Source organism: Mycetohabitans endofungorum, from assembly GCF_002927045.1.
GTDB lineage: Bacteria > Pseudomonadota > Gammaproteobacteria > Burkholderiales > Burkholderiaceae > Mycetohabitans > Mycetohabitans endofungorum.
Window position 1 is genome coordinate 31353 of record NZ_PRDW01000015.1, and the last position, 22746, is coordinate 54098.

20 protein-coding genes are annotated in these 22746 nt (G+C 64.4%); 7 read left to right on the forward strand and 13 right to left on the reverse strand.

Going from position 1 to position 22746, the window contains the following annotated elements:
• Positions 1-345 precede the first annotated feature (345 nt).
• Entirely contained in the window at positions 346-1473 is a 1128-nt protein-coding gene (ada, locus tag B0O95_RS13260) for a bifunctional DNA-binding transcriptional regulator/O6-methylguanine-DNA methyltransferase Ada (RefSeq protein WP_199180521.1), read from the forward strand.
• Positions 1466-1618 (forward strand): hypothetical protein, encoded by a 153-nt coding sequence (locus B0O95_RS15915; protein ID WP_158249497.1) that lies wholly within the window; start codon positions 1466-1468, stop codon positions 1616-1618. The genes ada and B0O95_RS15915 overlap by 8 nt, the downstream gene beginning before the upstream one ends.
• Here B0O95_RS15915 and gshA read toward each other — a convergent pair.
• Positions 1608-3224: a glutamate--cysteine ligase gene (gshA, locus tag B0O95_RS13265; RefSeq protein ID WP_104078307.1), complete on the reverse strand. Its 1617-nt coding sequence runs from the start codon at positions 3222-3224 to the stop codon at positions 1608-1610. The two genes, B0O95_RS15915 and gshA, sit on opposite strands and share 11 nt — an antisense overlap.
• Positions 3225-3343: 119 nt before the next feature.
• Entirely contained in the window at positions 3344-4972 is a 1629-nt protein-coding gene (locus B0O95_RS13270) for an ATP-binding domain-containing protein (RefSeq protein WP_104078308.1), read from the reverse strand.
• A gap of 404 nt (positions 4973-5376) precedes the next feature.
• On the opposite strand from B0O95_RS13270, the gene B0O95_RS13275 reads away from it, so the two are divergent.
• From B0O95_RS13275 to B0O95_RS13290, 4 genes are read left to right on the forward strand one after another with little or no spacing between them, the layout of a single operon-like run.
• Complete coding sequence (locus B0O95_RS13275; protein WP_104078309.1) at positions 5377-6381, forward strand: sodium:calcium antiporter; 1005 nt, start codon at positions 5377-5379, stop codon at positions 6379-6381.
• A gap of 47 nt (positions 6382-6428) precedes the next feature.
• Positions 6429-6893, forward strand: coding sequence for a copper chaperone PCu(A)C (locus B0O95_RS13280; protein WP_233203366.1), 465 nt, complete (start codon positions 6429-6431; stop codon positions 6891-6893).
• Positions 6894-6953: 60 nt separating this feature from the next.
• The gene (locus tag B0O95_RS13285) at positions 6954-7106 is read left to right on the forward strand and encodes a hypothetical protein (RefSeq protein WP_146064081.1); all 153 of its coding nucleotides are present in this window, start codon (positions 6954-6956) and stop codon (positions 7104-7106) included.
• Positions 7107-7110: 4 nt separating this feature from the next.
• Positions 7111-8265: a methyltransferase gene (locus B0O95_RS13290; protein ID WP_104078312.1), complete on the forward strand. Its 1155-nt coding sequence runs from the start codon at positions 7111-7113 to the stop codon at positions 8263-8265.
• A gap of 7 nt (positions 8266-8272) precedes the next feature.
• On the opposite strand, the gene metE is transcribed toward B0O95_RS13290, so the two are convergent.
• Entirely contained in the window at positions 8273-10552 is a 2280-nt protein-coding gene (metE, locus tag B0O95_RS13295; protein ID WP_104078313.1) for a 5-methyltetrahydropteroyltriglutamate--homocysteine S-methyltransferase, read from the reverse strand.
• 105 nt (positions 10553-10657) lie between these two features.
• Here metE and B0O95_RS13300 point away from each other — a divergent pair, with 105 nt between their 5' ends.
• Entirely contained in the window at positions 10658-11557 is a 900-nt protein-coding gene (locus B0O95_RS13300) for a LysR family transcriptional regulator (RefSeq protein WP_104078314.1), read from the forward strand.
• Positions 11558-11559: 2 nt separating this feature from the next.
• Here the strand turns inward: B0O95_RS13300 and B0O95_RS13305 are convergent, their stop codons facing one another.
• The 10 genes from B0O95_RS13305 to B0O95_RS13350 all read right to left on the reverse strand — a co-directional run bounded on the left by B0O95_RS13305 (position 11560) and on the right by B0O95_RS13350 (position 22048).
• Positions 11560-11985 (reverse strand): PPC domain-containing DNA-binding protein, encoded by a 426-nt coding sequence (locus B0O95_RS13305; protein WP_104078315.1) that lies wholly within the window; start codon positions 11983-11985, stop codon positions 11560-11562.
• A complete protein-coding gene (locus tag B0O95_RS13310) occupies positions 11982-12584 on the reverse strand; it encodes a PPC domain-containing DNA-binding protein (RefSeq protein WP_104078316.1) in 603 nt (200 codons plus the stop codon). Before B0O95_RS13310 ends, B0O95_RS13305 begins: the two co-directional genes overlap by 4 nt.
• Before the next feature lie 521 nt (positions 12585-13105).
• Entirely contained in the window at positions 13106-14263 is a 1158-nt protein-coding gene (locus B0O95_RS13315) for an iron-containing alcohol dehydrogenase (RefSeq protein ID WP_104078317.1), read from the reverse strand.
• Positions 14260-14568, reverse strand: a complete 309-nt coding sequence (locus B0O95_RS13320) for a putative quinol monooxygenase (RefSeq protein ID WP_104078318.1) — start codon at positions 14566-14568, stop codon at positions 14260-14262. Before B0O95_RS13320 ends, B0O95_RS13315 begins: the two co-directional genes overlap by 4 nt.
• On the reverse strand, positions 14565-15176 hold the full coding sequence (locus tag B0O95_RS13325) for a glycerol-3-phosphate responsive antiterminator (protein WP_104078319.1): 612 nt from the start codon (positions 15174-15176) through the stop codon (positions 14565-14567). Before B0O95_RS13325 ends, B0O95_RS13320 begins: the two co-directional genes overlap by 4 nt.
• Before the next feature lie 9 nt (positions 15177-15185).
• The gene (locus B0O95_RS13330) at positions 15186-16745 is read right to left on the reverse strand and encodes an FAD-binding oxidoreductase (protein ID WP_104078320.1); all 1560 of its coding nucleotides are present in this window, start codon (positions 16743-16745) and stop codon (positions 15186-15188) included.
• Positions 16742-18421 (reverse strand): glycerol-3-phosphate dehydrogenase/oxidase, encoded by a 1680-nt coding sequence (locus B0O95_RS13335; RefSeq protein WP_104078321.1) that lies wholly within the window; start codon positions 18419-18421, stop codon positions 16742-16744. Before B0O95_RS13335 ends, B0O95_RS13330 begins: the two co-directional genes overlap by 4 nt.
• Before the next feature lie 18 nt (positions 18422-18439).
• On the reverse strand, positions 18440-19987 hold the full coding sequence (locus B0O95_RS13340; protein ID WP_104078322.1) for an FGGY family carbohydrate kinase: 1548 nt from the start codon (positions 19985-19987) through the stop codon (positions 18440-18442).
• Entirely contained in the window at positions 19984-21447 is a 1464-nt protein-coding gene (locus B0O95_RS13345) for an MFS transporter (RefSeq protein ID WP_104078323.1), read from the reverse strand. Before B0O95_RS13345 ends, B0O95_RS13340 begins: the two co-directional genes overlap by 4 nt.
• Positions 21448-21595: 148 nt before the next feature.
• Positions 21596-22048: a hypothetical protein gene (locus B0O95_RS13350; RefSeq protein ID WP_146064080.1), complete on the reverse strand. Its 453-nt coding sequence runs from the start codon at positions 22046-22048 to the stop codon at positions 21596-21598.
• Between the last annotated feature and the right edge of the window lie 698 nt (positions 22049-22746).

Sequence of the window (22746 nt, forward strand, 5' to 3'; positions counted from 1 at the left end):
GGCTGAATCCATATCAGGAGGAGACATGGAGGAGACGGTTCTCACTATACTGATTCGGGTGCTGCAATGCAACATCTTTGCGTGGAAATTTTAGAGTAAGCATTCTATCGATCGGCGGATGATCCGTTCCTGATAGTGTCGAACCAGCGCTTTGCCCTGCCGAATGACAGCGCAAGATACGTGGCGCCCGGGTACGGCGACATCGATAAAGTGAATCACACGCCATCCATATAAAGGTCCATCATGAACGATCGAGCCACCATGCCAGCTCATCCGACACACCGGGCCGGTTCACCGCGCGCGGTCGCCCCCGCGTCCCCGCCGAACACGTATCATTCGATCGTCATGACGCACGATACAGCCAGTCCATCCAGCGGCGCGCCGGGCGATTACGCGAGCGATGATGCGCGTTGGGACGCGGTACGCGCGCACGACCCGTGCGCCGATGGGTATTTCTTCTTTGCGGTCCGCACGACCGGCGTGTTCTGTCGGCCGTCGTGCAAGTCACGTCTGCCGCGGCGCGAAAACGTACGCTTCTTCGCGTCCGCCGACGCGGCCATGGCGGCGGGCTTTCGCGCGTGCAAGCGCTGCCAGCCGCTACGCGTTCCCCGCGAGGTCGGATTGGTCGCGCGGGCCTGTTCGGTGCTAGCCGAACGGATCGACGAGCGCGTCACGCTGGCGCAGCTCGGCGACGCGGTCCACACGAGTCCCTATCATCTACAGCGCGTCTTCAGTCGCATGATGGGGATCTCGCCGCGCCAATACCACGCGAATTTGCGCGCTGAGCGGCTGCGCGAAACGCTACGCTCGGCCAGCAGCGTGACCGATGCGGCGTTGGACGCTGGCTTCGAATCTGCGTCGCCGCTGCGCAATGCCGCACGAGGGCATCTGGGCATGACTCCATCGGCGTACCGCAAACATGGCGCCGGCATGACGATCGCCTATGCGATCGCCTCGAGTCGGCTGGGTCCGGTACTGATCGCAGCCACCGGGCGCGGCCTGTGCAAGGTGGCGTTCGGTGACGACGAAGATTCACTGCTACACGCATTGCACGAAGAGTTTCGCAACGCGAAGCGGGTCTGCGACCCTGAACGCCTCGCGCACTACGTCGAGTGTATCGACGCCTACCTGGACGGACGTGCCGATCCGACGAACTTGCCGTTCGATGGGGTGGCGACGGCGTTCCAGCGCCGCGTCTGGGACGCGCTGCGCCGGATTCCGTACGGACAGACGCGCAGCTATACCGAGGTTGCGGCCGAACTTGGCGTGCCGAACGCGGTGCGGGCGGTCGCCGCCGCATGTGCCGCAAATCCGGTGGCATTGGTCATTCCTTGTCATCGCGTGGTCCAGAAAAGCGGTGCGTTGGCCGGCTACCGGTGGGGGCTGCAACGCAAGGCGGCGTTGCTCGACGCGGAACGGCGCGATGGCGCGGTCCGCGCTGCAACACCCGGCTCGGAATCCATCGATGCGTAATGCGTCCACCACGTCGATCGCTTATCAGCTGCCGTACGACTGGCATCGCATGGCGGGCTTCTTTGCCGCGCGGCGGCTAGGCCTCGCCCCAGCCGCGACGACGCCGAAGCTGTCGCCGCGCGCGGCGGTGGGCATCAGACGCTGATCCGGTTCAGCGTATACGCGCGGTAGGCTGCGACGAACTGATCGAAGTGGCCGACTTCGGTGCGCTCGATCTCGGCTTGTTGCTGCAGCGAGCGCGCTGCCAGGGCCGCGTAATGGGCATGCAGCTCGCGCGGCAGCGGCCGGGCACGCATCCCCGCGGCGTGCTGCGCGCTGTGCTCGAGCGCGAAGCGCACGAACGAGCGCCCGGTCGTGCGCATGTCTTCCAATACACGTGCCGAAGGGGTCAGCGAGAAGTCCTCGACCTTCGCGCGTTGCGCAGCCAGTGCGTCGCCATATCGGCTGCCGCCCTCCTGTGCGTCGAGCAACGCCGCGGCCGGCCCAATCTGCTCGAGCAATTCGACGGCCCAGTCCCGCAAGGGCAGCGGGCGGCCGCCGCGGGACAATTCAAGTCCCGGACGCCGCCCCTGCGTCACCACACGGGCGAAGTTGTTGCCTGCTTCGGTGCACTCCGCCTCATGGAGCAACGGGCTCGCGTCCAGCGCGCAAAACAACAGATACGCTTCGACAAAACGCGCGGTGGTGGCCGAGATCCCGGTGGCCTCGAACGGATCGATGTCCAGCAGGCGCACCTCAATGTACTGCACGCCGCGCGACGCGAGCGCGTGCAGCGGCCGTTCGCCTGGTTGCGTGACGCGCTTCGGGCGGATCGTCGAGTAGAACTCATTTTCGATCTGCAGCACGTTGGTGTTGATCTGCAACCACTCGCCGTCGCGCTGCGTGCCAAACTGCTCATACGGCGCATAGGGCTGGCTGACCGCGTTCGCCAAGTTGTGTAGATAACCGTCCAGGCTGTTGTAGTCCGCGCGCAGCGCCGCCTGTGCGGATGTGTTCTGGTAGCCCAGGTCGCTCATTCGGAGGCTGGTCGCGTACGGCAGGAACAGCGTGTCGGCATCGAACGTATCCAGCGCATGCGCGCGTTCGCGCACGAAGCTGCGTGACAGCGCTGGCGAGGCGCCGAATAGCAACATCAGCAGCCAACTGCTGCGGCGGAAATTGCGGATCAGCGCAAGGTAGGCATCCGACTGGTACTGGAGCGGCGAGCCGTCGACCCGCTCGTGCTGTTGCAGCAGGCGCCAAATGTCCTCGTGCAACGAAAAATTGTAGTGAATGCCGGCGATGCACTGCATCGCCCTGCCATAGCGCAGCGCCAGTCCGCGCCGATAAACATGCTTGAGCCGGCCAATATTCGACGTGCCGTATTGCGCGATCGGGATTTGTTCCTCGGGCGGCAGCACGCAGGGCATCGACGCGTTCCACAGCAGCTCGTCGCCGATCGATTCGTAGACGTAGCGGTGCAGCGTATCGAGCTGCTCCAGCATTACATCGGCGGCGTGCCCGGCCGGCGTGATCATCTCGAGCAACGCTTCGGAATAATCGGTCGTCAGCTGCTCGTGCGTGAGCGCCGAGCCCAATGCGGCCGGATGCGGCGTGGGCGCCAGCGTGCCATCGTGCTGGACCCGCAGGCTCTCCTTCTCGACGCCACGCAGACCTTGCGCCAGCAACGGGCGATGCGCGGACTGCGCCAACAACGCCAGGCGTTGAGCATACGCATCCGTCGTCGGGAGGGTGGGCGTGTTCTTGAGCATTATTCGTATGGTGTGCTGGTGGCCGGTCTGCCGCGGCGGATGGATCCACGAATAGCGGGCACTTTAGCACGCGGTGCAAAGCGTTGCTGACACTATGCCAGACAAGGCTAAGCGGGCGTTTAGCGTCGTGGCAGTCGCGCCGCGGCGCGGGCGGACATCACGACGATTAGCTTCATCGTGGCACGGGTCGCCCCGACAAAAAGCTTGCGTGCGGCCCGCTCGTCGAATGCATCGAAATCCACCTCGGTCAGGATTACACATGGCGCGGCTTGGCCCTTGAAGCGGTGGATCGATTCGTACAGCACGTCGCCGTCGCGGTACTCGGGATTGCCGAACAGATCGTAACGGCCGGTGAAGCTACGCAGCCGGTGCGGCCCGAGCTGTTCCAGTGCGGCAAAGCGTGATTTCTCACGGCCGCGGAACGACAGCAGCGCGATATCCTGTTTGCGAAAACCCAGCGACAATGCCTGAGTGATAGCGCGCTTGGTCGGCTCAAGGGGATCGTCGCCATCATAGGTCGACACGGAAACGTCCGAGCCACCGAAGGGACTGCCGCTTTCGACGGTGAACGACGGGCCGATCACCTCGCGCAAGTAGTCGAAGATCTCGCGTGGGCTGCGATAGTTGACGCAGGCATTCAACGTGACCCAACCCGGCAACGGGACCGGTTCGCGCATATACAAATTCTGCATCGGGTCTTCCAGCCACCACCATGCGCCGCCCGGTGCCAGCAGCCGTTGCAGCGCGGCGACCCAGTGCGCGCGGAAGTCCTGTCCCTCATCGACGATCAACACGTCAAAGCGCCACGCCTCACCGGGGGGCACGTCGGCAAAGCGTGCGTCGAGCCAGCCGAAGACATCCGGTGAGGCAAAGTCCGGCTCCTGCCCGCCGTCGCGCACGACCCAGTCGCACAGCTGGTGGTAGGTCGCGACCTTCACGCCCGGCGGCGCGACGCGCGCGATGTGGTCCGCCAGTGGACGGTTGAAGCATACGTACAGCGCGCGCCGGCCCTGTGCGAGCGCGTCCTTCATCACCTGGATCGCCAATTGCGTTTTGCCTGAGCCCGCCGTGCCGGTCACGCGCAGCCTGAACGGCTCGAACGACAGGCGCCGCGCCCATTCGGCCAGGCCGCCGGAGAGCCGCGTGACCAGCGTGTCTGCCTGCCCGACCAGTGCGCTGGCGTCCGGCGTGAGCGCAAGGTGATCGGACAGGAAATGATGCAGCTTGGCAGCACAGTCGAATGGGGTCTCGTCGGGCGGCAACGCGCGCTGGATAACCGCGGCGAGTTGGTCCTTGCGCGTCGCATCGACGATGCGCTCTGGGGCGACGCCGGCAATGCCCGGGTCGCGCACGATATAGTCCGGGCAATACAGCAGCGCCTCGATGCAATAGGTGCCGGCGCCGAACGCTGCAGTGAAGCGCCGATGCAGGCCTTCGATCGTGCGGGCCAACTGGATTGCGACATTGCGTTCCTTCTGCAGGTAGACCTTGACCAGGCCCGTAGGTGTCTCGCGCAGGAATCCCGACTTCTGCTCGATCACCATCAGGCGCCCCGACGGGCCCACCACGACGAAGTCCGCTTCGCCGAAGACCGAGAAGCCCTGGTTCACGCGGGTCCAATGCACGCCGTGATAGACCGTGTAGCTGCCCGGCAGTTGCTCGGCCAGCGTGGTCAACGTCTCGCGCTCGCGGGCGGCGGCGCCTGCCGCGTCCAGGTGTTTCCAGTCGTCGGGAATGATGCGTGCCATGTTCAGCAGTGTCTCAGATAAAGGCTAGCGGGTACGCGGTGCTGTGCAGCATTCATTCTATGCGAGCCGCCGCGTGTCGGTTAGAATGCGCAGGTCTTTGGGGAGTAGCCTTTCCTGCGTTGCCGGGTCGCGGATGCGATGCGGCGGCCGGCCCGGGTGGCCGCGCCGCGTGAGTCCGATGCCGGTACGCTAGGAAGATCGCGCCAACAGTCTCCGGCTCATGCCGTGGCGCGCTCGGCCCACCCGGGTTTGGCCAGACCATCGACGCCGCGCCTCGTCCCGGTCGGACCGTTGCGCCGCGTCATGGTTCATGTGTCCGACCGTGGAGATATCGTGCAACATCCCCGTTCCCCTTACCCGCCTGCCCGTTTGGCCATGCTGCCTGTTGCGATGGGAGCGTGCGCATGACTTGGCTCGTGCTCGAACTCGTGCTGATGCTCGCGGTGATCCTGATCGCCGCCGAATTATTCACGAACGCGCTAGAACACCTGGGCGAGCGGATGAAGCTATCCGAGGGCGTGACCGGCTCATTGTTCGCGGCGGTCGGCACTGCGCTGCCCGAGACGTCGATTCCGCTGATCGCCATTCTGTCGGGACGCGGCGAGCGGCTCAACGAGGAGATCGGCGTGGGCGCGATCCTAGGTGCGCCGCTGATGCTCGCGACGCTGTCCACATGTCTAATGACCGTTGCGGTACTGCGCCAGCGCGGGCTCTGCGGACGGATACGGCCGGAGACCGGCGGCATCAACCGCGATCTCAACTATTTTCTGTTTGCGTTTGCATTATCGGCCGCCGCGATGTACGTGCCGCATACGAATGTGCTGGTGCGGGCAGGGTTGAGCGCCGCGCTCGTAGGCGTGTATCTGCGCTACGTGTATGCGACGTTGCGTGCATCGCAAGCGTTGGTGGCTGGCGGGCACGGCACCGAGGCGCCGAACGTCATGCATCTGTCGCGCTTTGGTGTCCCGACCCGGCTCGTGACGATCGTACTGCAGCTGGGTATCGCGCTAGCCTTGCTGGTCTGCGGCGCGAAGGGATTCATCCATGGCGTGGACGGGGTCTCCCAGCTGCTGGGCGTGTCGCCGCTGCTGTTGTCGCTGCTGATTATCCCGATCGCCACCGAGTTGCCCGAGAAGACCAACAGCATCTTGTGGGTGCGTCGCGGCAAGGACACGCTTGCATTTGGGAATCTCACCGGCGCGATGGTGTTCCAAGGCACACTGCTGCCGGCGCTGGGCATCATGCTCACGCCATGGGAGCCGCGCATCGAGGTGCTGACTGGCATCGTGATCACACTGGTCGCGGCAGCGTGGTGCCGCGCGTTGTCGCGCGGTCGCGGCCTGCCGATCTGGGCGCTGCTGTTCAACGGCGTGCTCTATGCAGTCTATCTGGCCGTGACGTTGGCATAATGCTGCGGTGCTGTTCGATTTTTCGCCGTTCGATTCCGGAGGTAGGAATGCAGGTCAAGTCTCTGATAGGCGCCACTGCGGCGCTGTTTGCCATGCTGGGCGCCGGCGTGCACGCCGCCGTGCAGGCGGCCGGGCCGGCGGGGGTGCAGGTGAGCGGCTGCTGGGTGCGCACGATGCCGGCGACCCTGCCGTCATCCGCCTATTTCACGATAAAAAACGACGCAGACAAGCCGGTTTCGCTGAAGGACGTCGATGCGCCAGCCTTCGGAATGGTCATGATGCACCGGACGCAGAGCAATGGCAGTACGTCGCGGATGGTCCATGTTGATGCGGTCGATGTGCCGGCCCACGGTACGCTGCAGTTTGCGCCGGGCGGTTATCACGTGATGCTCGAACAGCCCAAGAGCACGCTGAAAGTCGGTACGACGATTCCGTTGACGCTCGATTTCGGCGCCGCCGGCAAGCTGGACGTACAGTGCGAGCTTCGGCCCGCCTCGGCGTCGGCGCATTGAAGTCGCCGCGCCAACCGGTTTGTTGTCGCGGGTGTGGGTGGCGCGCGGCTATTGACTCATATGCTCAATCCGAAGGTGATGGTGTTCTTTGCGTCCTTTTTCTCGCAGTTCGTGTCGGTGTACAGCGCGCACAAGTCTAGTGCGTTCCTTGTGCTTGGCGTCGGGTTCGCCGGTCTGGGCGTGCGGATGACGTTCGCCACGACGCGTGGGTGACACGATGAGCGAACCCGAGTGCCCGATGCTGAACTGGACTGAGGGTGGCCAGACCTGCCATGCGCGTTGGCGCTCGCACGCCGGGCTGCCGCCGCCGCGGCGCGTCGTACCGGCCGATGACACGGTCAGTGCTGATCACGCTTATCGCCTGGCATGCGAGGGAGTCGCGATCCTGTGGCGGGGCGACTTCAATAACGCGCGGCAGCTGCTGCAGGCCATCGCGCGGCGTGTTGAGCGCCGTCGGCCCAAGGGCGGTGCGACGCCACAGCAAACGTTCAACCTGCACCGGCTGGCGCAATCGCAACGGGCCCGTACGCTGGCGATGCTGCTGGTGCCGCTCGATGGGCATTACCGGATACCGCTGCGTCGCGCCCCGGACCTGAGTGATGCGTGCGCGCACGTATACGGCCCGCCGCCCGGCGGCGATGCGGCAAGCGTCGTTTCGCTGCGCGAGTTGCTGGGGATAGTCGGCGCGTTCGAGTGGTATCGCAAGGGCGTGGTCATCGACGCGCTCGGCGGTGACCGGATCCATCCGCACTATGGCGTGTTTTCGCCCGTACGCGGCGAATACCTGGAACTGATAGCGCAGGCGCCGTTGCCAAAGGGTGCCGATGCGCTTGCTTTCGACATTGGCACCGGCACCGGCGTGATCGCTGCATTGCTGGCCCGGCGCGGCGTGCGGCGCGTGATCGCGACGGACGTCGATTCGCGCGCGCTGGATTGCGCGCGCGAGAATGTCGCCCGGCTGGGGCTGTCCGCGCAAGTGGAGGTCGAACGGGCGGATCTTTTCCCGTTATCGCGTCGCGCGCCGCTGGTGGTCTGCAACCCGCCGTGGGTACCGGCGCGCCCGAGCGCATCGATCGAGCATGCCGTGTTCGATCCGGACAGCCGCATGTTACGAGGCTTCCTCGCAGGCCTGCCGGCGCATTTGACACCCGGCGGCGAAGGTTGGCTGATCATGTCGGACTTGGCCGAGCATCTTGGCTTGCGCCCGCGCGAAGCTTTCCTCGCGATGATCGACGCGGCCGGCTTACAGGTGCTCGACCGCGCCGATATCCGGCCGCGTCATCCCAAAGCGTCGGACGCCGCGGATCCGTTGCATGCGGCGCGGGCCCGCGAGGTGACGTCGCTGTGGCGCCTCGCGGTCCGAGGCGGCTGAACGCGCGCTATGCGGTGCCGCGCAACGTATGCGCGGCGTCCACCATGTTGCGCAGCGCCGGGATGACTTCTGTCCATGCGCGCGTCTTCAACCCGCAGTCCGGATTGACCCACAGGCGTTCGGCTGGGATGCGCTCGGCGGCCTTGCGCATCAACTGGACGATGTGCTCCTGCGTCGGGATGTTCGGTGAATGGATGTCGTACACGCCCGGTCCGATCTCATTCGGATAGTTGAAGTGATCGAACGCATCGAGCAGTTCCATATCGGAGCGCGATGTTTCGATTGTGATGACATCTGCGTCCATATCCGCAATCGACGCAATGATGTCGTTGAACTCCGAGTAGCACATGTGCGTGTGGATCTGCGTGTCGTCGCGCACGCCGTTGGCCGCAATGCGGAACGCGCCGACTGCCCACTGCAGGTACTCATGCCATTGCGACTTGCGCAGCGGCAAGCCTTCGCGCAAGGCCGCCTCGTCGATCTGAATCACGCGCACGCCCGCGCGCTCCAGATCGAGCACCTCTTCGCGGATCGCCAGCGCAAGCTGTTGGCACGATACGGCGCGCGGTTGGTCGTCGCGCACGAACGACCAGTTTAGGATCGTCACGGGCCCGGTCAACATACCTTTCATCGGCTTGTGAGTCAGCGATTGCGCATATTGGATCCATTCGACCGTCATCGGCTTTGGCCGGCGGATGTCACCGAACATGATTGGCGGTTTCACGCACCGCGAGCCATACGACTGCACCCAGCCGTACTGGCTGAACGCATAGCCTTCGAGTTGCTCGCCGAAATACTCGACCATGTCGTTGCGCTCGGCCTCACCATGCACGAGCACGTCGAGCCCCAGCGCCTCCTGTTCGCGTACGCTGTGCGCGATCTGCTCGCGCATGGCCGCGTGGTAGCCCGCCTCGTCCAGTTCGCCGCGGCGGAAATGGCTGCGCGCCTGGCGGATTTCCTCGGTTTGGGGAAACGAGCCAATTGTCGTGGTCGGATACGGCGGCAGTTGCAACTGCTCGTGTTGCTTGCGCGCGCGCTCCGGATAGGGGCTGGTGCGGCGTTCCATGTCGGCGTCGATGCGCGCAAGCGCCGCCTTGACGGCCGGGTTATGCACGCGCGCCGATACCTTGCGCGCCGCGATGGCGGCCTGATTGTCCCGCAGGTCAGCCTCTACGGCCTGCCTACCGTTGTTCAGTGCCGTAGCAAGCACATTGAGTTCGTCCAGTTTTTGCAGCGCGAACGCAAGCCATGAACGTAGCTCGGCGTCGAGTTCGCGCTCACTGGCCAGGTCCACCGGCACGTGCAGCAGTGAGCACGACGGCGCGAGCCAGAGCCGCTGGCCGAGTTGCCGGTGGATCGGCTCGAGCCAGTCAAGCGTAGCGACGAGATCGGTTTTCCAGATATTGCGGCCGTTGACGACGCCGAGCGACAGCACGCGGTCGGCCGGCAGCTTCGCAATGACGTCGCGGACTTCATCGCGCGCATTGAGCGTGTCCACGTGTAGGCCTTGCACTGGCAATCGGCATGCAAGCGGCAGGTTCTCCTGCAATTGCCCGAAGTAGGTGGCCAATAGCAGCTTAACGCGATCGGTGTGCAGCGTGTCGTAGGCGCGCATGAACGCTTGCTGCCACTGCGGATCGAGTTCGGTGACGAGGATCGGTTCGTCGATCTGCACCCATTCGGCACCGCACGCGGCAAGCTCAGCCAGCAATTGCGCATAGACCGGCAGCAGTCGCGGCAGCAGCGCGAGTTTGTCCGAGTCGTCCTTAGCCTTGCCGAGCCACAGGTACGTCAGCGGCCCGATGATCACCGGCTTGGCTTTCACGCCAAGGCGGCGCGCCTGTTCGAACTCGTCGATCAGTCGCGATGCGTCGAGCGAAAAGGTCGTGGATGCGCTCAGCTCCGGCACGATGTAGTGGTAGTTGGTATCGAACCACTTGGTCATCTCGCCGGCTTGCACGCCGCAGCTGCATGCTCCGTCCGTGGCCGAACGCCCGCGCGCGATCCGAAAGTAGTTGTCCAGCGAGTCGCCGTCCAGGTCGCGTACCCGCTCTGGCAGGTTGCCGAGCGTGAAGCTCATGTCGAGCACCTGGTCATAGAACGCGAAATCGCCCACCGGCGACCAGTCCAGTTTCGCCTGGTTGGCCCAGTGCTGCTGGCGTAGTTGAGCGCCCGCGGTCTTCAGTGCGTCCAGCGAGGATTGTCCCTTCCAGTAAGACTCGAGCGCGAATTTCAATTCCCGCTTCGCGCCAATGCGTGGAAAGCCCAGATTGTGCGTGATGGCCATGATTCGACAGTGGAGGAGTTAAGAGTGCGTCGATCATAGGGGTTGGGATATATGAAAAAAAGTGGCATTATTTCATTGATGCATTAACTATTCTCATATTTAGATATGCTCGAACGTATCCACCTGGCGATCGTGCGCGAGGTTGATCGGCGGGGTTCATTGACCGCTGCCGCCGAGGTGTTGTGTTTGACCCAGTCGGCACTGAGCCACACGGTCAAGAAGATGGAGCAGATGCTGGGCACGGCGGTCTGGCGCCGCGAAGGCCGCAATCTGCGGCTGACGCAGGCGGGCGAATACCTGTTATCGGTCGCCAATCGCGTACTGCCGCAGCTGGAGCACGCGCAGGCGCGCCTGGCGCAGTACGCGCAGGGCGAGCGTGGCACGCTGCGCATCGGGATGGAATGCCACCCTTGCTACCAATGGTTGCTTAAGGTGGTGTCGCCGTACCTGGCACAATGGCCGGACGTCGATGTGGATGTGAAGCAGAAGTTCCAGTTCGGCGGCATTGGCGCGTTGTTCGTTTATGACATCGACATCCTGGTCACGCCCGATCCGTTGCACCGCGCGGGTCTTCGCTTCGAGCCGGTGTTCGATTACGAGCAGGTGCTGGTGGTCCAGCGCGGACACGCACTGACACGTGGCACGCACGTCGAGCCGGCGCAGCTGGCCGGCGAAGTGCTGATTACCTATCCGGTCGATATCGACCGGCTCGACGTGTATAGGCAATTCCTGGTGCCGGCCGGGGTGCGGCCGAAGCGTCATAAGACGATCGAGACCACTGACATCATGGTGCAAATGGTCGCCAGCGGCCGCGGCGTTGCCGCGCTGCCGCGCTGGCTGGTGCAGGAATATGCGGACAAGATGTCGATCGAGCCGGTGCGGCTGGGACGCGACGGCATCGCCAAGCAGATCTTCGTGGGCATGCGCGAGGCGGATGCCGACACCGACTACCTTGCCGCCTTCGTCGCGCTTGCGCGGCATTCAGCCCGCTATGCGGCAGCGTAACATCACGGCGTGGCGGGACCTTCGATGATGGAGTCGACCAGCCATTCCTGCAACGACACCTCGATCGTGATAAACGAGCGGTTGCCGCCTCGTTGCAAGCGTCCCGCGAACATCCGCCCGTTCGGGTCCGCGACCATGCCGCTGATCGACGACGCACAGCCCGTTGCGGCCATACACGATATTTCGCCGGACAGGCTCAGGATTTCGACCCCGGGGCCCTCGACCGTGATGGCCGCGCTCGTACTACGCTGCGGCAGCAGCAGTGTCGCGCTGAGTAGGCTGCCGACCGCACCGCGCACCAGCGCCCGCTCGATCCCGTGCGCGTCGCACAGTTGTTCCAGCGACGTGATCAGGTCCTCGTTAGGTTTGACGCGCGCGACGACCAGCCGCCCCAGGCGGCCCGATTCGATCATGACGTGGTCTTTCATACGAGCGGTGTCCTCATCGGTTGCAACAGGTCGTAGGTGGTTTCCGGATCATGGGAGACGACCAGTTCCACCTCGTCGAACAAGCATACCCTGACCCGCATCGGCTCATGGCCGACCACGGTCCGCTGCAGGTCCAAATGGCCGCCGTGGTGCTTGCCGCGGGCATCGATCATGCCGCCATGGCAATGCAGCACGCGGCTGCCGTCCTCGCGCCGACCGATCGTGATCGCCGCATCCACTAGCGTGACGTCGCCGTCACAGACGATCGGCGGGCCATACACGTACGGTGGGCCAGCGTGCGCGGCACGAATGATGACGTGATATTCAACGTGCGCGCATACGCCACCGCCACTAATGCGTGCACAGCCGCTGCGCTGCGCGAAGCCGTCCAGTGTCCGGTGCAGGGTGGTTGCGACGTTGGCGCCCGGCGGCAGCGTGATGAGCAACTCGTGCGTGCCGCGATGAGCCAGCACCTGGGTGATGCGCGGCGATGTCGGAGGCCCCGGATGGACGAATGCTGGGGAGTGGTGCGCCGGGCGCGGACCGGCCGGTGACGGCCACATCGGCGCCGTGTCAGCAGGGAGTATCGTCGGATGCATGGTATCGACTCTCCTTTTGCGCCGGGCGCGCGCCCCTGGCACCACGCCGATCCTCTGTCCGACCCGGGGTGACGATGGTCGGCTGGTAGTGGGTCTAAGCCGAATCTTCTGCGTGCAGCCGCATCGCTTGCAATATGTGACGATCGTATCGTACATGTACGGCGTTGTCTGGTGCGGCGATATCAGAAACGACTCCCAGTGTAGCTTGGCGGCATTGGCCGTCGAGTGGCGCGCAAGCGGACGCTGCGCGGGCAGCGCAACGCTCAGCGGTTCGCGGGAACACGGTGTCGCTCGATTCCTGAGACGCTGGTTGAGAGCGAGTTGTTCGACTATGCGGGTGGCGCTGCGCTACACGTGCACGGTAATGAAGCGAGATCGGCGTGCGTGACCCGGCCGTGTATGAGGCTACACAGGTTCGCGCTTATTCGTGTTCTGGAACGTGCTGCCCAAGTCGGCCTATGGCAAGATCGCAAAGAAAGCAAAGAAAGGCGTGCGGGCCGGGTCCACGAAACGTGGGCGTCCTACCAGGCCTGCTCGTAGATGGCGAGGGCGTCGGCTTCGCGGACTTCACGCGGATTGTTCACGAGCAGGCGGGTCTGCAGCATCGCGTCAGCGGCCATTCGCGGCAGATCGTGCCGGCCGACGCCGACTTCGCGCAGCGTCCTCGGGATCCCGGTGGCGGCAATCAGCGCGTCGATCCGTGCAATCCATGCCGCTGTCCTGGCTTCGTCGCTGCCGCGTGCGTCGGGCGCGACGATCGACGCAAGCTGCGCATACTGCTGTGCGGCTGCGTTCGCGTTGAAGCGCAGCACGTGGGGCAGTACGAGTGCATTGGACAAGCCGTGTGGCACGTGAAACAGGCCGCCGATCGGATACGCGAGCGCGTGCACGGCGGCCACCGGTGCATTGGCGAAAGCCTGCCCTGCCAGCATCGCGCCGAGCAGCATTGCCTCGCGCGCCACGCGGTCCTGCCCGTTGTCGCACGCCGGCAGCAGGTGGCGGGACAACAGCTCCAGCGCCTGCAGCGCGAGTCTGTCTGACAGCGGGTTCTTCAGGCGTGCTGACGTGTACGCCTCGATCGCATGCACCATGGCATCGATGCCGGTGGCCGCGGTCGTCGCGCGCGGCAGGCCAAGCGTGAGTTCTGCGTCCAGAATCGCGACGTCAGCGAACAGCTGCGGCGCGACCACGCCCATCTTGCGCGCCTCGCCGAGCGTGACGATCGACACCGCGGTGACTTCCGAGCCGGTGCCCGCGGTGGTCGGCATTTGCACCAGTGGCACGCGCGTGCCGCGTACGTTGCCTACGCCGTACATCTCGGCCAGCGGTTGCTGCCCGGCCACCAGGATGGCGATCAGTTTGGCCACGTCCATTGACGAGCCGCCGCCGAGTCCGAGCACGATCTCGGCACCGACGGCCGAAGCACGCGCGGCGGCGTGGAGCACCACCTGTTCGGGCGGATCGGCTACCACGTCATCGATGACAGTGACATGCCAGCCCTGCGCGGTGAGGTCCGTCAGCGCGGGCCCGAGCAGTCCGCTGCGATGCAGGAACGCGTCGGTGACCACGCACAGTCGGCTCAGCGTGCCGAAGTGCTCGCGCAGCAATGCGCCGAGCCGGCGTGCCGCGCCGAACTCCACGATCACTGTCGGCACGGTCTGAAAGAGGAAGGGGGTCATTGGCTTGCTCCGTGAACCATGTGGCTTCTGACCTCGCGGCGTTCAAGCATCGGAATGATCTGACCGTAACCGATCCGCTGAAAATGCGGCGTTTGCCGATGTTCGTCCAATCCCGTTGCGTCGGTATACTGCTCGAGGATCACAAAATGGTCAGGATCGTGTGGCGAGCGGAAGAACTGATAGTCCAGGTTCTTCGGCTCATCGCGCGTGGCGCGCGCGAGCGCGTCGAGCAGCGTCAGCACGCGCTCACTCTGCCCGGGCTTGGCGAAATAGTGGGCAATGACCTGCAAGTAGGGTGGCTTCACCGTTGATTCCCTTTTCCACGGTCAGTCGCGCGTTCAGCGCGGCGATTTAGGTTCCACAGTTGACTGTCGCTGGTGGACACCGCCACCGCGCCGTGCGCCTGCGCCTGGCGCACATCGTGTTCATTGCAGACGAAGCCCGATGCGACGATCGGCGGCAGCGCCGCATGGTTTTGCTCACGCAGGTGCGGCAGCATCGGCGCCGGCATCAGCTGCACCAGATTGGGATCACTCTGCTCGATCGCCTTGACACTGCGCGGCCATGTCGAGCGGTCCGTCACGAAGACCTTCTGCATCGTCACCAGCCCGGCGCGGTTGGCGCGTTGCACCGTCGCCACGCGCGTGGAGACTAAGCTGGTGACGCCAATATCGACGAGATATTCGACGCCGCCCTTGTCCTGCGACAGCCCATCGCAGCTGTCGATATTGACGATCACGGACTTGCCGGCCCGCGTCAGCGCGGCCACGACCGCCTGCAGCTTGCGTAGCTCGACGTTGGCCACGATGCCGACTTCGGCCGCGCTGCCGATGAAGCTGTCGAGCTGCTCGGTGCCGTACAGCGTCGCAATCACAGGATGTCGGGCCAGACGCGCTCCGAGGGACTTGTCCATATCGAAATATCAGCTTGCCGGCGGGACGATGTCGTCATCCAGGCCGAGCTTACCAGGATTGAGAATGTTCTTTGGATCCAGCGTACGCTTGAGCGCCTGCAGCACGGGGAACGCGCTGCCCAGCGAGTCGCGCATGTAGGGCGCACGCAGTAGACCTACACCATGGTGGTGGCTCAGCGTCGCATTGTATTGGATCAGCACGGCATTGGCCGCATCCCACGCACGGCGGTACCATGCGGCGCGCTGCTCGATGGCCACTTCGCCGCGCAATGAAAAGTACAGGCACGCGCCGTCCACATAGGCATGCGACTGGTGCGCGGAGCCCGCCAACGTACCCGGCACCGATTGCAGTGCATCGACCACGTCGCGATAGATCGCGGCCAGATCGCGCCAGCGCCCCGCCATTTCCAGTGTGTCGGCGACAAACCCCGGGCTGCGTTTAAAGCCCTCCGCGCTTTTGCCGGTCAGGTATCGCGTGTCGAGCCACTTCTCAAAGATCGCTTCCCCGTCCAGCCGCTGCCCTTGCGGCTTGCACACCTGCTCGCAGACCGCAATCCCTGCATCCACAATCTCGCGCGTGCCCTCGTCGGCGATCAGCAGCACATTCGTGTCTGGCAGGCCGAACTGCACGCCGCTTTCGAGCGCATCGTACAGGCGCAGTGCCGCTGGATGGGCGCCGCGCTGCATGATTTCGCGGCATGCGTGCAGGCCGGCGGCGAACGAGTCGAAGCCATAGGCGATCGCCCGACCGTAGTCCGGCAGACGGTGCAGCTTCAATCGTGCCCGTACGATGATGCCCAGCGTGCCTTCGCTGCCGATGAACAGCTGTTGCAGGTCCGGCCCGACCGCTGCGCGCGGATAGCCGCCGACGTTGATCAGCGAGCCGTCGGCCAGCACGACGTCCATGCTGTACACCATGTCCTCGATCTTGCCGTAGCGCGTGGACAGCTGTCCGGCGCCGCGGCAGGCGATCCACCCCCCCACGGTGCTGATGCCGAACGACGACGGCCAGTGTCCCATCGTCAACCCGTGCTCGCGCTGCAGCGATGCCTCGAACACGTCGCCGAACATACCCGCCTCCACCTCGACGAGCTGGCTTTCGTGATCCACGCCGAGCAGCCGGTTCAGGCCGCACAAGTCCAGCACGATGCCGCCACGCACCGGCAGCGCCGCGCCGGTGACGTTGCTGCGCCCGGCCGACGCCGTCACCGGGATCGACGCCGCATGCGCAATGCGCATCACCGCCTGGACCTGCGCGACGCTGGACACGCGTACGACAACGGCGTGCGGCGTGGCTGGCCGGCCGGCGGTTTCCGTGACCATCGAGGCAGCCCACCAGTCACGGGTCCACGCGACTACTTGTGCCGGCTGCGTGATCACTTCGTCGGCGATTTTCCGCAGCGTGTCGCATTGCCGCTCCGAGACCTGAACCGGTGCGTGTTGCATGCCGCTGGCCGGCGCGTCGTACGGCACCCTGGGCAGGTTCAGCGAGTACGGTGGCGGTGTGTGTGCGCCGACGACATAATTGCCGCGGTTGTAGCCGCGCTGGATGGCTTCCTTGCTGATCATCCGTTATCTCCGATGAGGATCGATTTCTCGTATTGGACGGCCGCGACGTAGTCGCGCACCTGGCTGGCGACGAGCGCGTCGGACAAGCCGAGCTCCGCCTTCAGAATCTGGCCCACGCGCGGTGCGGCGCGGGCTGACGCATCGCGCGCCATCAATCGCGCGCGTGTGCGCCGCGATAGCACATCGTCTACGCTGCGCGCCAACTCATGGCGCGCAGCGTAGACCACTTCCGCTTCGCTGTACGGCAAGCCCTCGACGATCGGGGCGAGCAGTGACGGGCGCGCATCGATCAGGTCGCTGACGAAACGCGCCTCAGTGCCGTAGCGCTCGCCCAGATGCGCGGCCAGCCCGCCCGAGGCGACGATCGCCTGCGGGTCGTAGCCGGCCGCGCCCAGCAGGTAGGCCGATTTCGTACGGCATGGCGCGCGTTTGCCGATGACTGTCTGCGCCGCGTCGATGGTCTGCTCCGCCATGTGCCGGGAGGTCGTCAGCTTGCCGCCGACAATCGTCACCAGGCCGTCGGGCGCAACGTGGATTTCGTGGTTGCGGCGCATCTCGATCGTCTTGCCGCCGGGTGGGCCGACCAGCGGCCGGCAGCCGGCGATGCTGCCCACTACGTCGTGCGGTTGCAGGTCCGTCTTCAAAGCCGAGCGGGCGCCTTCCAGCAGGAAATCAAGTTCTTGCCGTGTGCAGTACACGTTGTCCAGGTCGCCGTCGTAGTCTTCGTCGGTGGTACCCAGGTACGAGACGTTGCCCCAGCGGGTGATCGTCGCACGCCGGTTGCGGCCCGGCACCGGGATCGTGACGGTGCAGTCGTTGCGAATCTTCAACCACGGAATCGCCACATGCACCCCTTTGGCCGGTCGTACCTGGAGCGCCGGTGCATCCCCCTTGCGGCGCCCGTCCCAGTCGCGCAGCCAGACGCCGGTTGCCATGATCACCACGCCGGCGCACACGCGGATCTCGCGGCCGTCGGCATGCACGATTGCACCGTCGACGCGTCCTTGCGCATTACGGGTAACCTCGGCCACGCGCGCATGATTGGCCACCGCCGCGCCGTGGAACGCCGCGGTGCGCGCCAGCGTCAGCGTCAGCCGCGCATCGTCCACGCGCGCATCGAAATACATGAAGCCGCCGGTTAAGTACGCTTCGTTGAACGTTGGGCAGTGCGACAGCACTTCAGCCTTGGTTAGTTTCTGGTGCAGGATGCCTTCGCGCCAGCCGCCGGCGAGGTCATACGTCCACAACAGGCTCTCGAAGGCCTTCGCCAGACGCTTGTCGAATACGCCGTCGCGCTCCATCACTGGAAACAGGAACGGTAGCCGTTGCACTAGGTGGCGCGCATTGCGGCGCAGGCGCTGCCGCTCCAGCAGCGAGTGGCGCACCAGGCTGAGATTGCCCTGCTCGATGTAGCGCAGGCCGCCATGAACCATCTTCGAGGATTTGGACGACGTCCCGGACGCAAAGTCGCTTTTCTCGACTAAAGCGACGCGATAGCCGCGCAGGCTCGCGTCCAGTGCCGCATAGGCGCCGGTGACGCCGCCCCCGACGATCAACATGTCGAATGTGTCGCCGCCCAGGCGCGCGAGCTGTTCCTCGCGTACCACGCGCAGTGGTGACGTGGCCGTCATCGCAGCCCGATCCTGCCTGCGCCGTCTGGAGGGTAAGAAAATCATACTGGTGAATCTCCGTACTCAACCGTGATCGAAATCGGCCGCGTGGGCGAGCTCAGATTGGATGCGCGCGTGCCATCTCGCGCGCCGCTGTTGCCGCAAGCCGGTGTCGGGCGACGGCTCGAACACCGCGTCGGTGACCAGCGTGGCGCGTGCCGCGTCCAGCGAGTCCCACAACAGGCCCGAGGCGCCGGCCAGGAACGCCGCGCCGCGCAGGCTCGCGCGGTCGCTCTCGTGGATACGCCGCACCGGCAGGCCGCTCAGGTCCGCCTGGATCTGCAGCAGCACGTCGCTGCCCGATAGGCCGCCGCCGACCACCAGCTCATGCACGTCGATACATGCCACCGCCTGGTTCGCCTCCATGCAAGACGTCACCGAATGACCAATGCCCTCGAGGAGGGCGAACGCGACCTCTTCCCGCGTGGTCGCAATTGATATCCCGGACAGCGATGCGCGGGCGCAGGGCTCCATCTGCGGCACGCGCAACCCGGTCAATGCGGGGATGAACAGCACGCCGCGCGCCGACGACACGGTGTGGGCCAGGGCGCTGATCTGCGCCGGATGGTCGAACCAGCGCAACGTGTCGCAAACCCAATTCAGTGCGTAGCCCGTCGTGGCGACAAAGTTTTCGAGCGAATAGTGTGAAACGCCGCCATGGCGGCGCGCTGTTATGGCCAGCGTTGCGCCGTATGATGGCTGGTGCTCATGCTCATCCATGAGCGTGGTGCACGGTAAGGCCGGGCCCGTCAGCAGGTCGACGAAGCTGCCCGTGCCGTGTACGCACATCGATTGCCCACGGTCGAGGCACCCGAGTCCGATCGCGCCGGCAAGCTGGTCGCCCGCGCAAGCCAGGATCGGCACGTCGATCCCGAGTAACTCGGGCCGGGTGCGGCCGAACGTGTCCGCGTCCTCGCGCAACGCCGGCAACAACTCATGCGGAAAGCCCAGCGCATCGATCCAGGCGTCGAAATACCGGTGCTCGCCCAGCAGATAGGCACTCGCCGAAGTCGCATTGGTCGGGGTGGTCACGCATGTGCGCTCGGTGGACAGGTGCCATAGCAGCCAGGTGTCGATCGTGCCGAACGCGAGGCGGCGGGCGCGGAACGCGTCGGCGACCGCCGGCACCGTGCGCAGTTGATGGGCGGCCCATAGATACGGCGAGCGCACGCCGGCGGGCCGGCCTACGCCCGCCACCAACCTGCGGTCCCATGTGGCGGCCAGGCGGTCGAGCTCGGCCGCATGACGCGTATCCTGCCAGACCATCGCGGGGACCAGTGCCCGTCCCGTGTGCGTGTCCCATAGCACGGCCGTTGCCCGCTGGGTGGCGATGGCCGCCGCGACGACACGCACCTTTTGCTGTGCAGCCTGTGCCAGCGTTGCGTAGCAGACCGCGACGGTCTTGTCCAGGATCGCATTTGCATCTTGCTCGACGACCCCTGGTTGCGGACTGTCCACGTGCAGCGGCAGATATTCGAGGCAGGATACGTGTCCACTGGCGTCGACTAGCGCGGCCCGTGTGCCAGACGTGCCTTCGTCGATCGCAAGGATGGCGTTTCGATGCGCGGTCATGGTTGGGTCTTCTCGATGGCGGGGTTCGTCAACGCCGGCTTGGACGACGGGGCATTCTTGAACTGAGGTGCGTCCGGCTCGTTATCCGGAGTGATCGTCGTGCGCGTGGGATCCCAGCGAATCGTCAAGCAGATCACACTGGCGACAAACGGCACGACGGCCAGGATCAGGAAGGTCTGCTCCAGGCCATAGCGTTCCAGGAACAGCGGGAAGACGAGCAGTCCCAGTGCCGCACCGATCGAGCCGAGCGCGCCGACAACGCCGTTGGCGCTGGCGCGCAGTTCGCCGCGGAACGACAGCGACGACAGACTCTTGCCATTCGCCCCTGGCCCGCCGGAATGAAGCAGAATGAACAACGACGGAATAACCACGCACGCCCATAGCGGCATCCGGGCATGGAACAGGCCCAGTATCAGCAACATCGCGAAGACCGCTGCAAATCCCATGGCCGATGCGCGCCGCAAGCCCAGTCGGCGCGCGATCAGCGGCGAAGTGAAGCCGCCCGCGATACCAAATACGTTGAACACTAGTGCGCCGAGTGTCGCGTACACGAAATCCTTGCCGAACAGCGCCGCGCTGATCAGCGGCAAATACCAGCCGATGGCGAAGTACTCGATCGATTGTCCGATCTGCACGGTGGCCGCCAGGACCGTGCGCGGCAGGTACACGCCGCGAAAGATCAACAGCACGTTGGCTAGCCCGCGCGTTGCCGGGTTAACCAACGGCACGCGCTCATGCAGCGGCGCAGCGACGAATGGACGACCATAGATTTGCGCCATCGCGCGGGCCGCGTCATCCAGTCTGTCCCTGCGAGCGAGCCAGATCGGGCTTTCAATCAGGAATGCAAACTGCATGAGCAGAATGGCGACGCCCAATACGGCAGTGGCTGCAACCGAGTAGCGCCAGATCGAATCCCCGACGTTCCATGAGTGGAACAGCAACGCCAGCAGCAAGTTCGTGCATACCGCCGTGTACCACATGCCTTGCCATGCGTTCAGGCGGCTTTTCAAGCGTGCTGGCGTGAACTCGGCCAGCATTGCCATGGCGATCGCGAAATCAACGCCATATGCCATGCCGACGAAGAAGCGCCCCAGCAGGATCACTTCGAAGCGCGGCGCGAACATCACCAGCACCGCGCCGAGCACTGACAGCAGTTTCGCGATGACTAGGGGGCGGATCCGGCCCCAGCGGTCCGCCATCCAACCGCCGATTGGATTGAATGCAATCGCCACCCATGATGCGAACGACGTCATTAACGCCACCTGCGCCGCCGTCAGATGGAGGTCGCGCGTCATTGGCCCGAGGCCCGCGCTCAGCGCTGAATTCGAGAATGCGTCGAGAAACAACCCACCGAGCGACAGCCACCAGATAAGGCCGGCTCTGCCCGCGATGCTGGGCCGTGAGTCGAGGAACGATATGATGTCTTCAATGCCACGAATCTTGATCGCGATGGCTTGCACTGCCGGCCTCCATTCCCATGATTCTGTAAGAGGCCTGCACAGACAACGCGATCGATGCGCGCAAGAGACCATCTTACAGATAGTCTCTTGTCTAGATCTGCGCGCCCACTTTACGGCGAGTGCGGGCGGCGTGTCAAGCGCGGATGAACTAGCCGGATCCCGCGCCCATGGATTGACGATAGCGCCGTAAGACGTCGATGTCGTGGCCCGTCAACGCGCGTGGCTCGTCCTGGATGGCCTGGCAGTAGGCCAGCACTTGCGCATCGTGCCGCATTCCCTCCAGCAGCAGCGTGGCAGCCGGTTCGTCATCTTTGCCCAGCGGCCGATATCGATTGCTGCGCATCGCGCGCAAAATGGCCCAGAGCACGGCCAGATGGCCGAGCAACAACGCCGAGGCGATTTTCCACTGCCCGCCGCGGCCTGCGTCGATATCCTGCAGCGCGCGGTAAATAATCATCATGCACAGCAATACGATGGCCGCCGCCGCGCCGATATGCAGCCATTTGGCCACCTCGAACGCGACGGCATGGCGGCTGAGCTCGTCACGCGTCAACGGCCGTTCCAAGGCGGCGTTCGCGCGTGTACCTGACTCGAAGCTCATGCCGCCACCTCCGATGCCGCTGTGTCCCGCCTTCGGCACCCGTGGCATCTAACCCGCAAAGGTGGGACCGGTCCGTTCGTGTCTTGCTGTACTGTCGCCTGCTGTCCAGGCCTGCCTGCACTACGCTCGTTCATTGTCAGCGTTGTTGCCTCCACGTTAAGGGAAACGGCCACGTGGCTTTTGCCTTCACATTGGCCAGCATGATCGAACCGTACAGATAGGGCTGCACTCCATCGGGAGCGGTTCGATGTCGTAGACGCGCCTCGTGGTTTGGATGAACCCGGCGGCGCAACGCGGCGATTACTGCTATGCAACGAATTGCATGGTCTTTTGCGTTATCAATCGTTTGAACTGCATGGGGATTTGTCAATTGAGGGCAACCGGCTGAGCAGTCTGTTCAGGCGTACGTCTTACCGTTGCAATATCGGCTCATCGAGTCCGCGGCGAGCAACGCTGAATTGACGCGGGCATGGGCCATCCAATCCATCGCGTTTGACTGAACCTATGCACCATGTCGGATTTATTGCGTTCATGGCGGATACCATTTATCCCATCAATGACTAGTCAAATCGTTGTGCGAGATGCAAGTATTAGCGGCTAAACATCGTATGTCAAGCAATATATTGCTGAGTTTCTTAAAAGAACATTGCATGTGATGCACGTTTTCTCCTAAAGTTGGGGCCGAGCAGAACGATTCG

Excerpts from the sequence above, each read along its gene's own strand:
- B0O95_RS13275 (WP_104078309.1), top strand. The coding sequence starts at position 5,377 with ATGACTTGGCTCGTGCTCGAACTCGTGCTGATGCTCGCGGTGATCCTG.
- B0O95_RS13305 (WP_104078315.1), bottom strand. The coding sequence starts at position 11,985 with ATGAAAGACCACGTCATGATCGAATCGGGCCGCCTGGGGCGGCTGGTC.
- B0O95_RS13330 (WP_104078320.1), bottom strand. The coding sequence starts at position 16,745 with ATGATCAGCAAGGAAGCCATCCAGCGCGGCTACAACCGCGGCAATTAT.
- B0O95_RS13280 (WP_233203366.1), top strand. The coding sequence starts at position 6,429 with ATGCAGGTCAAGTCTCTGATAGGCGCCACTGCGGCGCTGTTTGCCATG.
- B0O95_RS13315 (WP_104078317.1), bottom strand. The coding sequence starts at position 14,263 with ATGACCCCCTTCCTCTTTCAGACCGTGCCGACAGTGATCGTGGAGTTC.
- B0O95_RS13290 (WP_104078312.1), top strand. The coding sequence starts at position 7,111 with ATGAGCGAACCCGAGTGCCCGATGCTGAACTGGACTGAGGGTGGCCAG.
- B0O95_RS13285 (WP_146064081.1), top strand. The coding sequence starts at position 6,954 with ATGCTCAATCCGAAGGTGATGGTGTTCTTTGCGTCCTTTTTCTCGCAG.
- B0O95_RS13300 (WP_104078314.1), top strand. The coding sequence starts at position 10,658 with ATGCTCGAACGTATCCACCTGGCGATCGTGCGCGAGGTTGATCGGCGG.
- B0O95_RS13340 (WP_104078322.1), bottom strand. The coding sequence starts at position 19,987 with ATGACCGCGCATCGAAACGCCATCCTTGCGATCGACGAAGGCACGTCT.
- gshA (WP_104078307.1), bottom strand. The coding sequence starts at position 3,224 with ATGCTCAAGAACACGCCCACCCTCCCGACGACGGATGCGTATGCTCAA.
- metE (WP_104078313.1), bottom strand. The coding sequence starts at position 10,552 with ATGGCCATCACGCACAATCTGGGCTTTCCACGCATTGGCGCGAAGCGG.
- B0O95_RS13310 (WP_104078316.1), bottom strand. The coding sequence starts at position 12,584 with ATGCATCCGACGATACTCCCTGCTGACACGGCGCCGATGTGGCCGTCA.
- ada (WP_199180521.1), top strand. The coding sequence starts at position 346 with ATGACGCACGATACAGCCAGTCCATCCAGCGGCGCGCCGGGCGATTAC.
- B0O95_RS15915 (WP_158249497.1), top strand. The coding sequence starts at position 1,466 with ATGCGTAATGCGTCCACCACGTCGATCGCTTATCAGCTGCCGTACGAC.
- B0O95_RS13325 (WP_104078319.1), bottom strand. The coding sequence starts at position 15,176 with ATGGACAAGTCCCTCGGAGCGCGTCTGGCCCGACATCCTGTGATTGCG.
- B0O95_RS13270 (WP_104078308.1), bottom strand. The coding sequence starts at position 4,972 with ATGGCACGCATCATTCCCGACGACTGGAAACACCTGGACGCGGCAGGC.
- B0O95_RS13335 (WP_104078321.1), bottom strand. The coding sequence starts at position 18,421 with ATGATTTTCTTACCCTCCAGACGGCGCAGGCAGGATCGGGCTGCGATG.
- B0O95_RS13350 (WP_146064080.1), bottom strand. The coding sequence starts at position 22,048 with ATGAGCTTCGAGTCAGGTACACGCGCGAACGCCGCCTTGGAACGGCCG.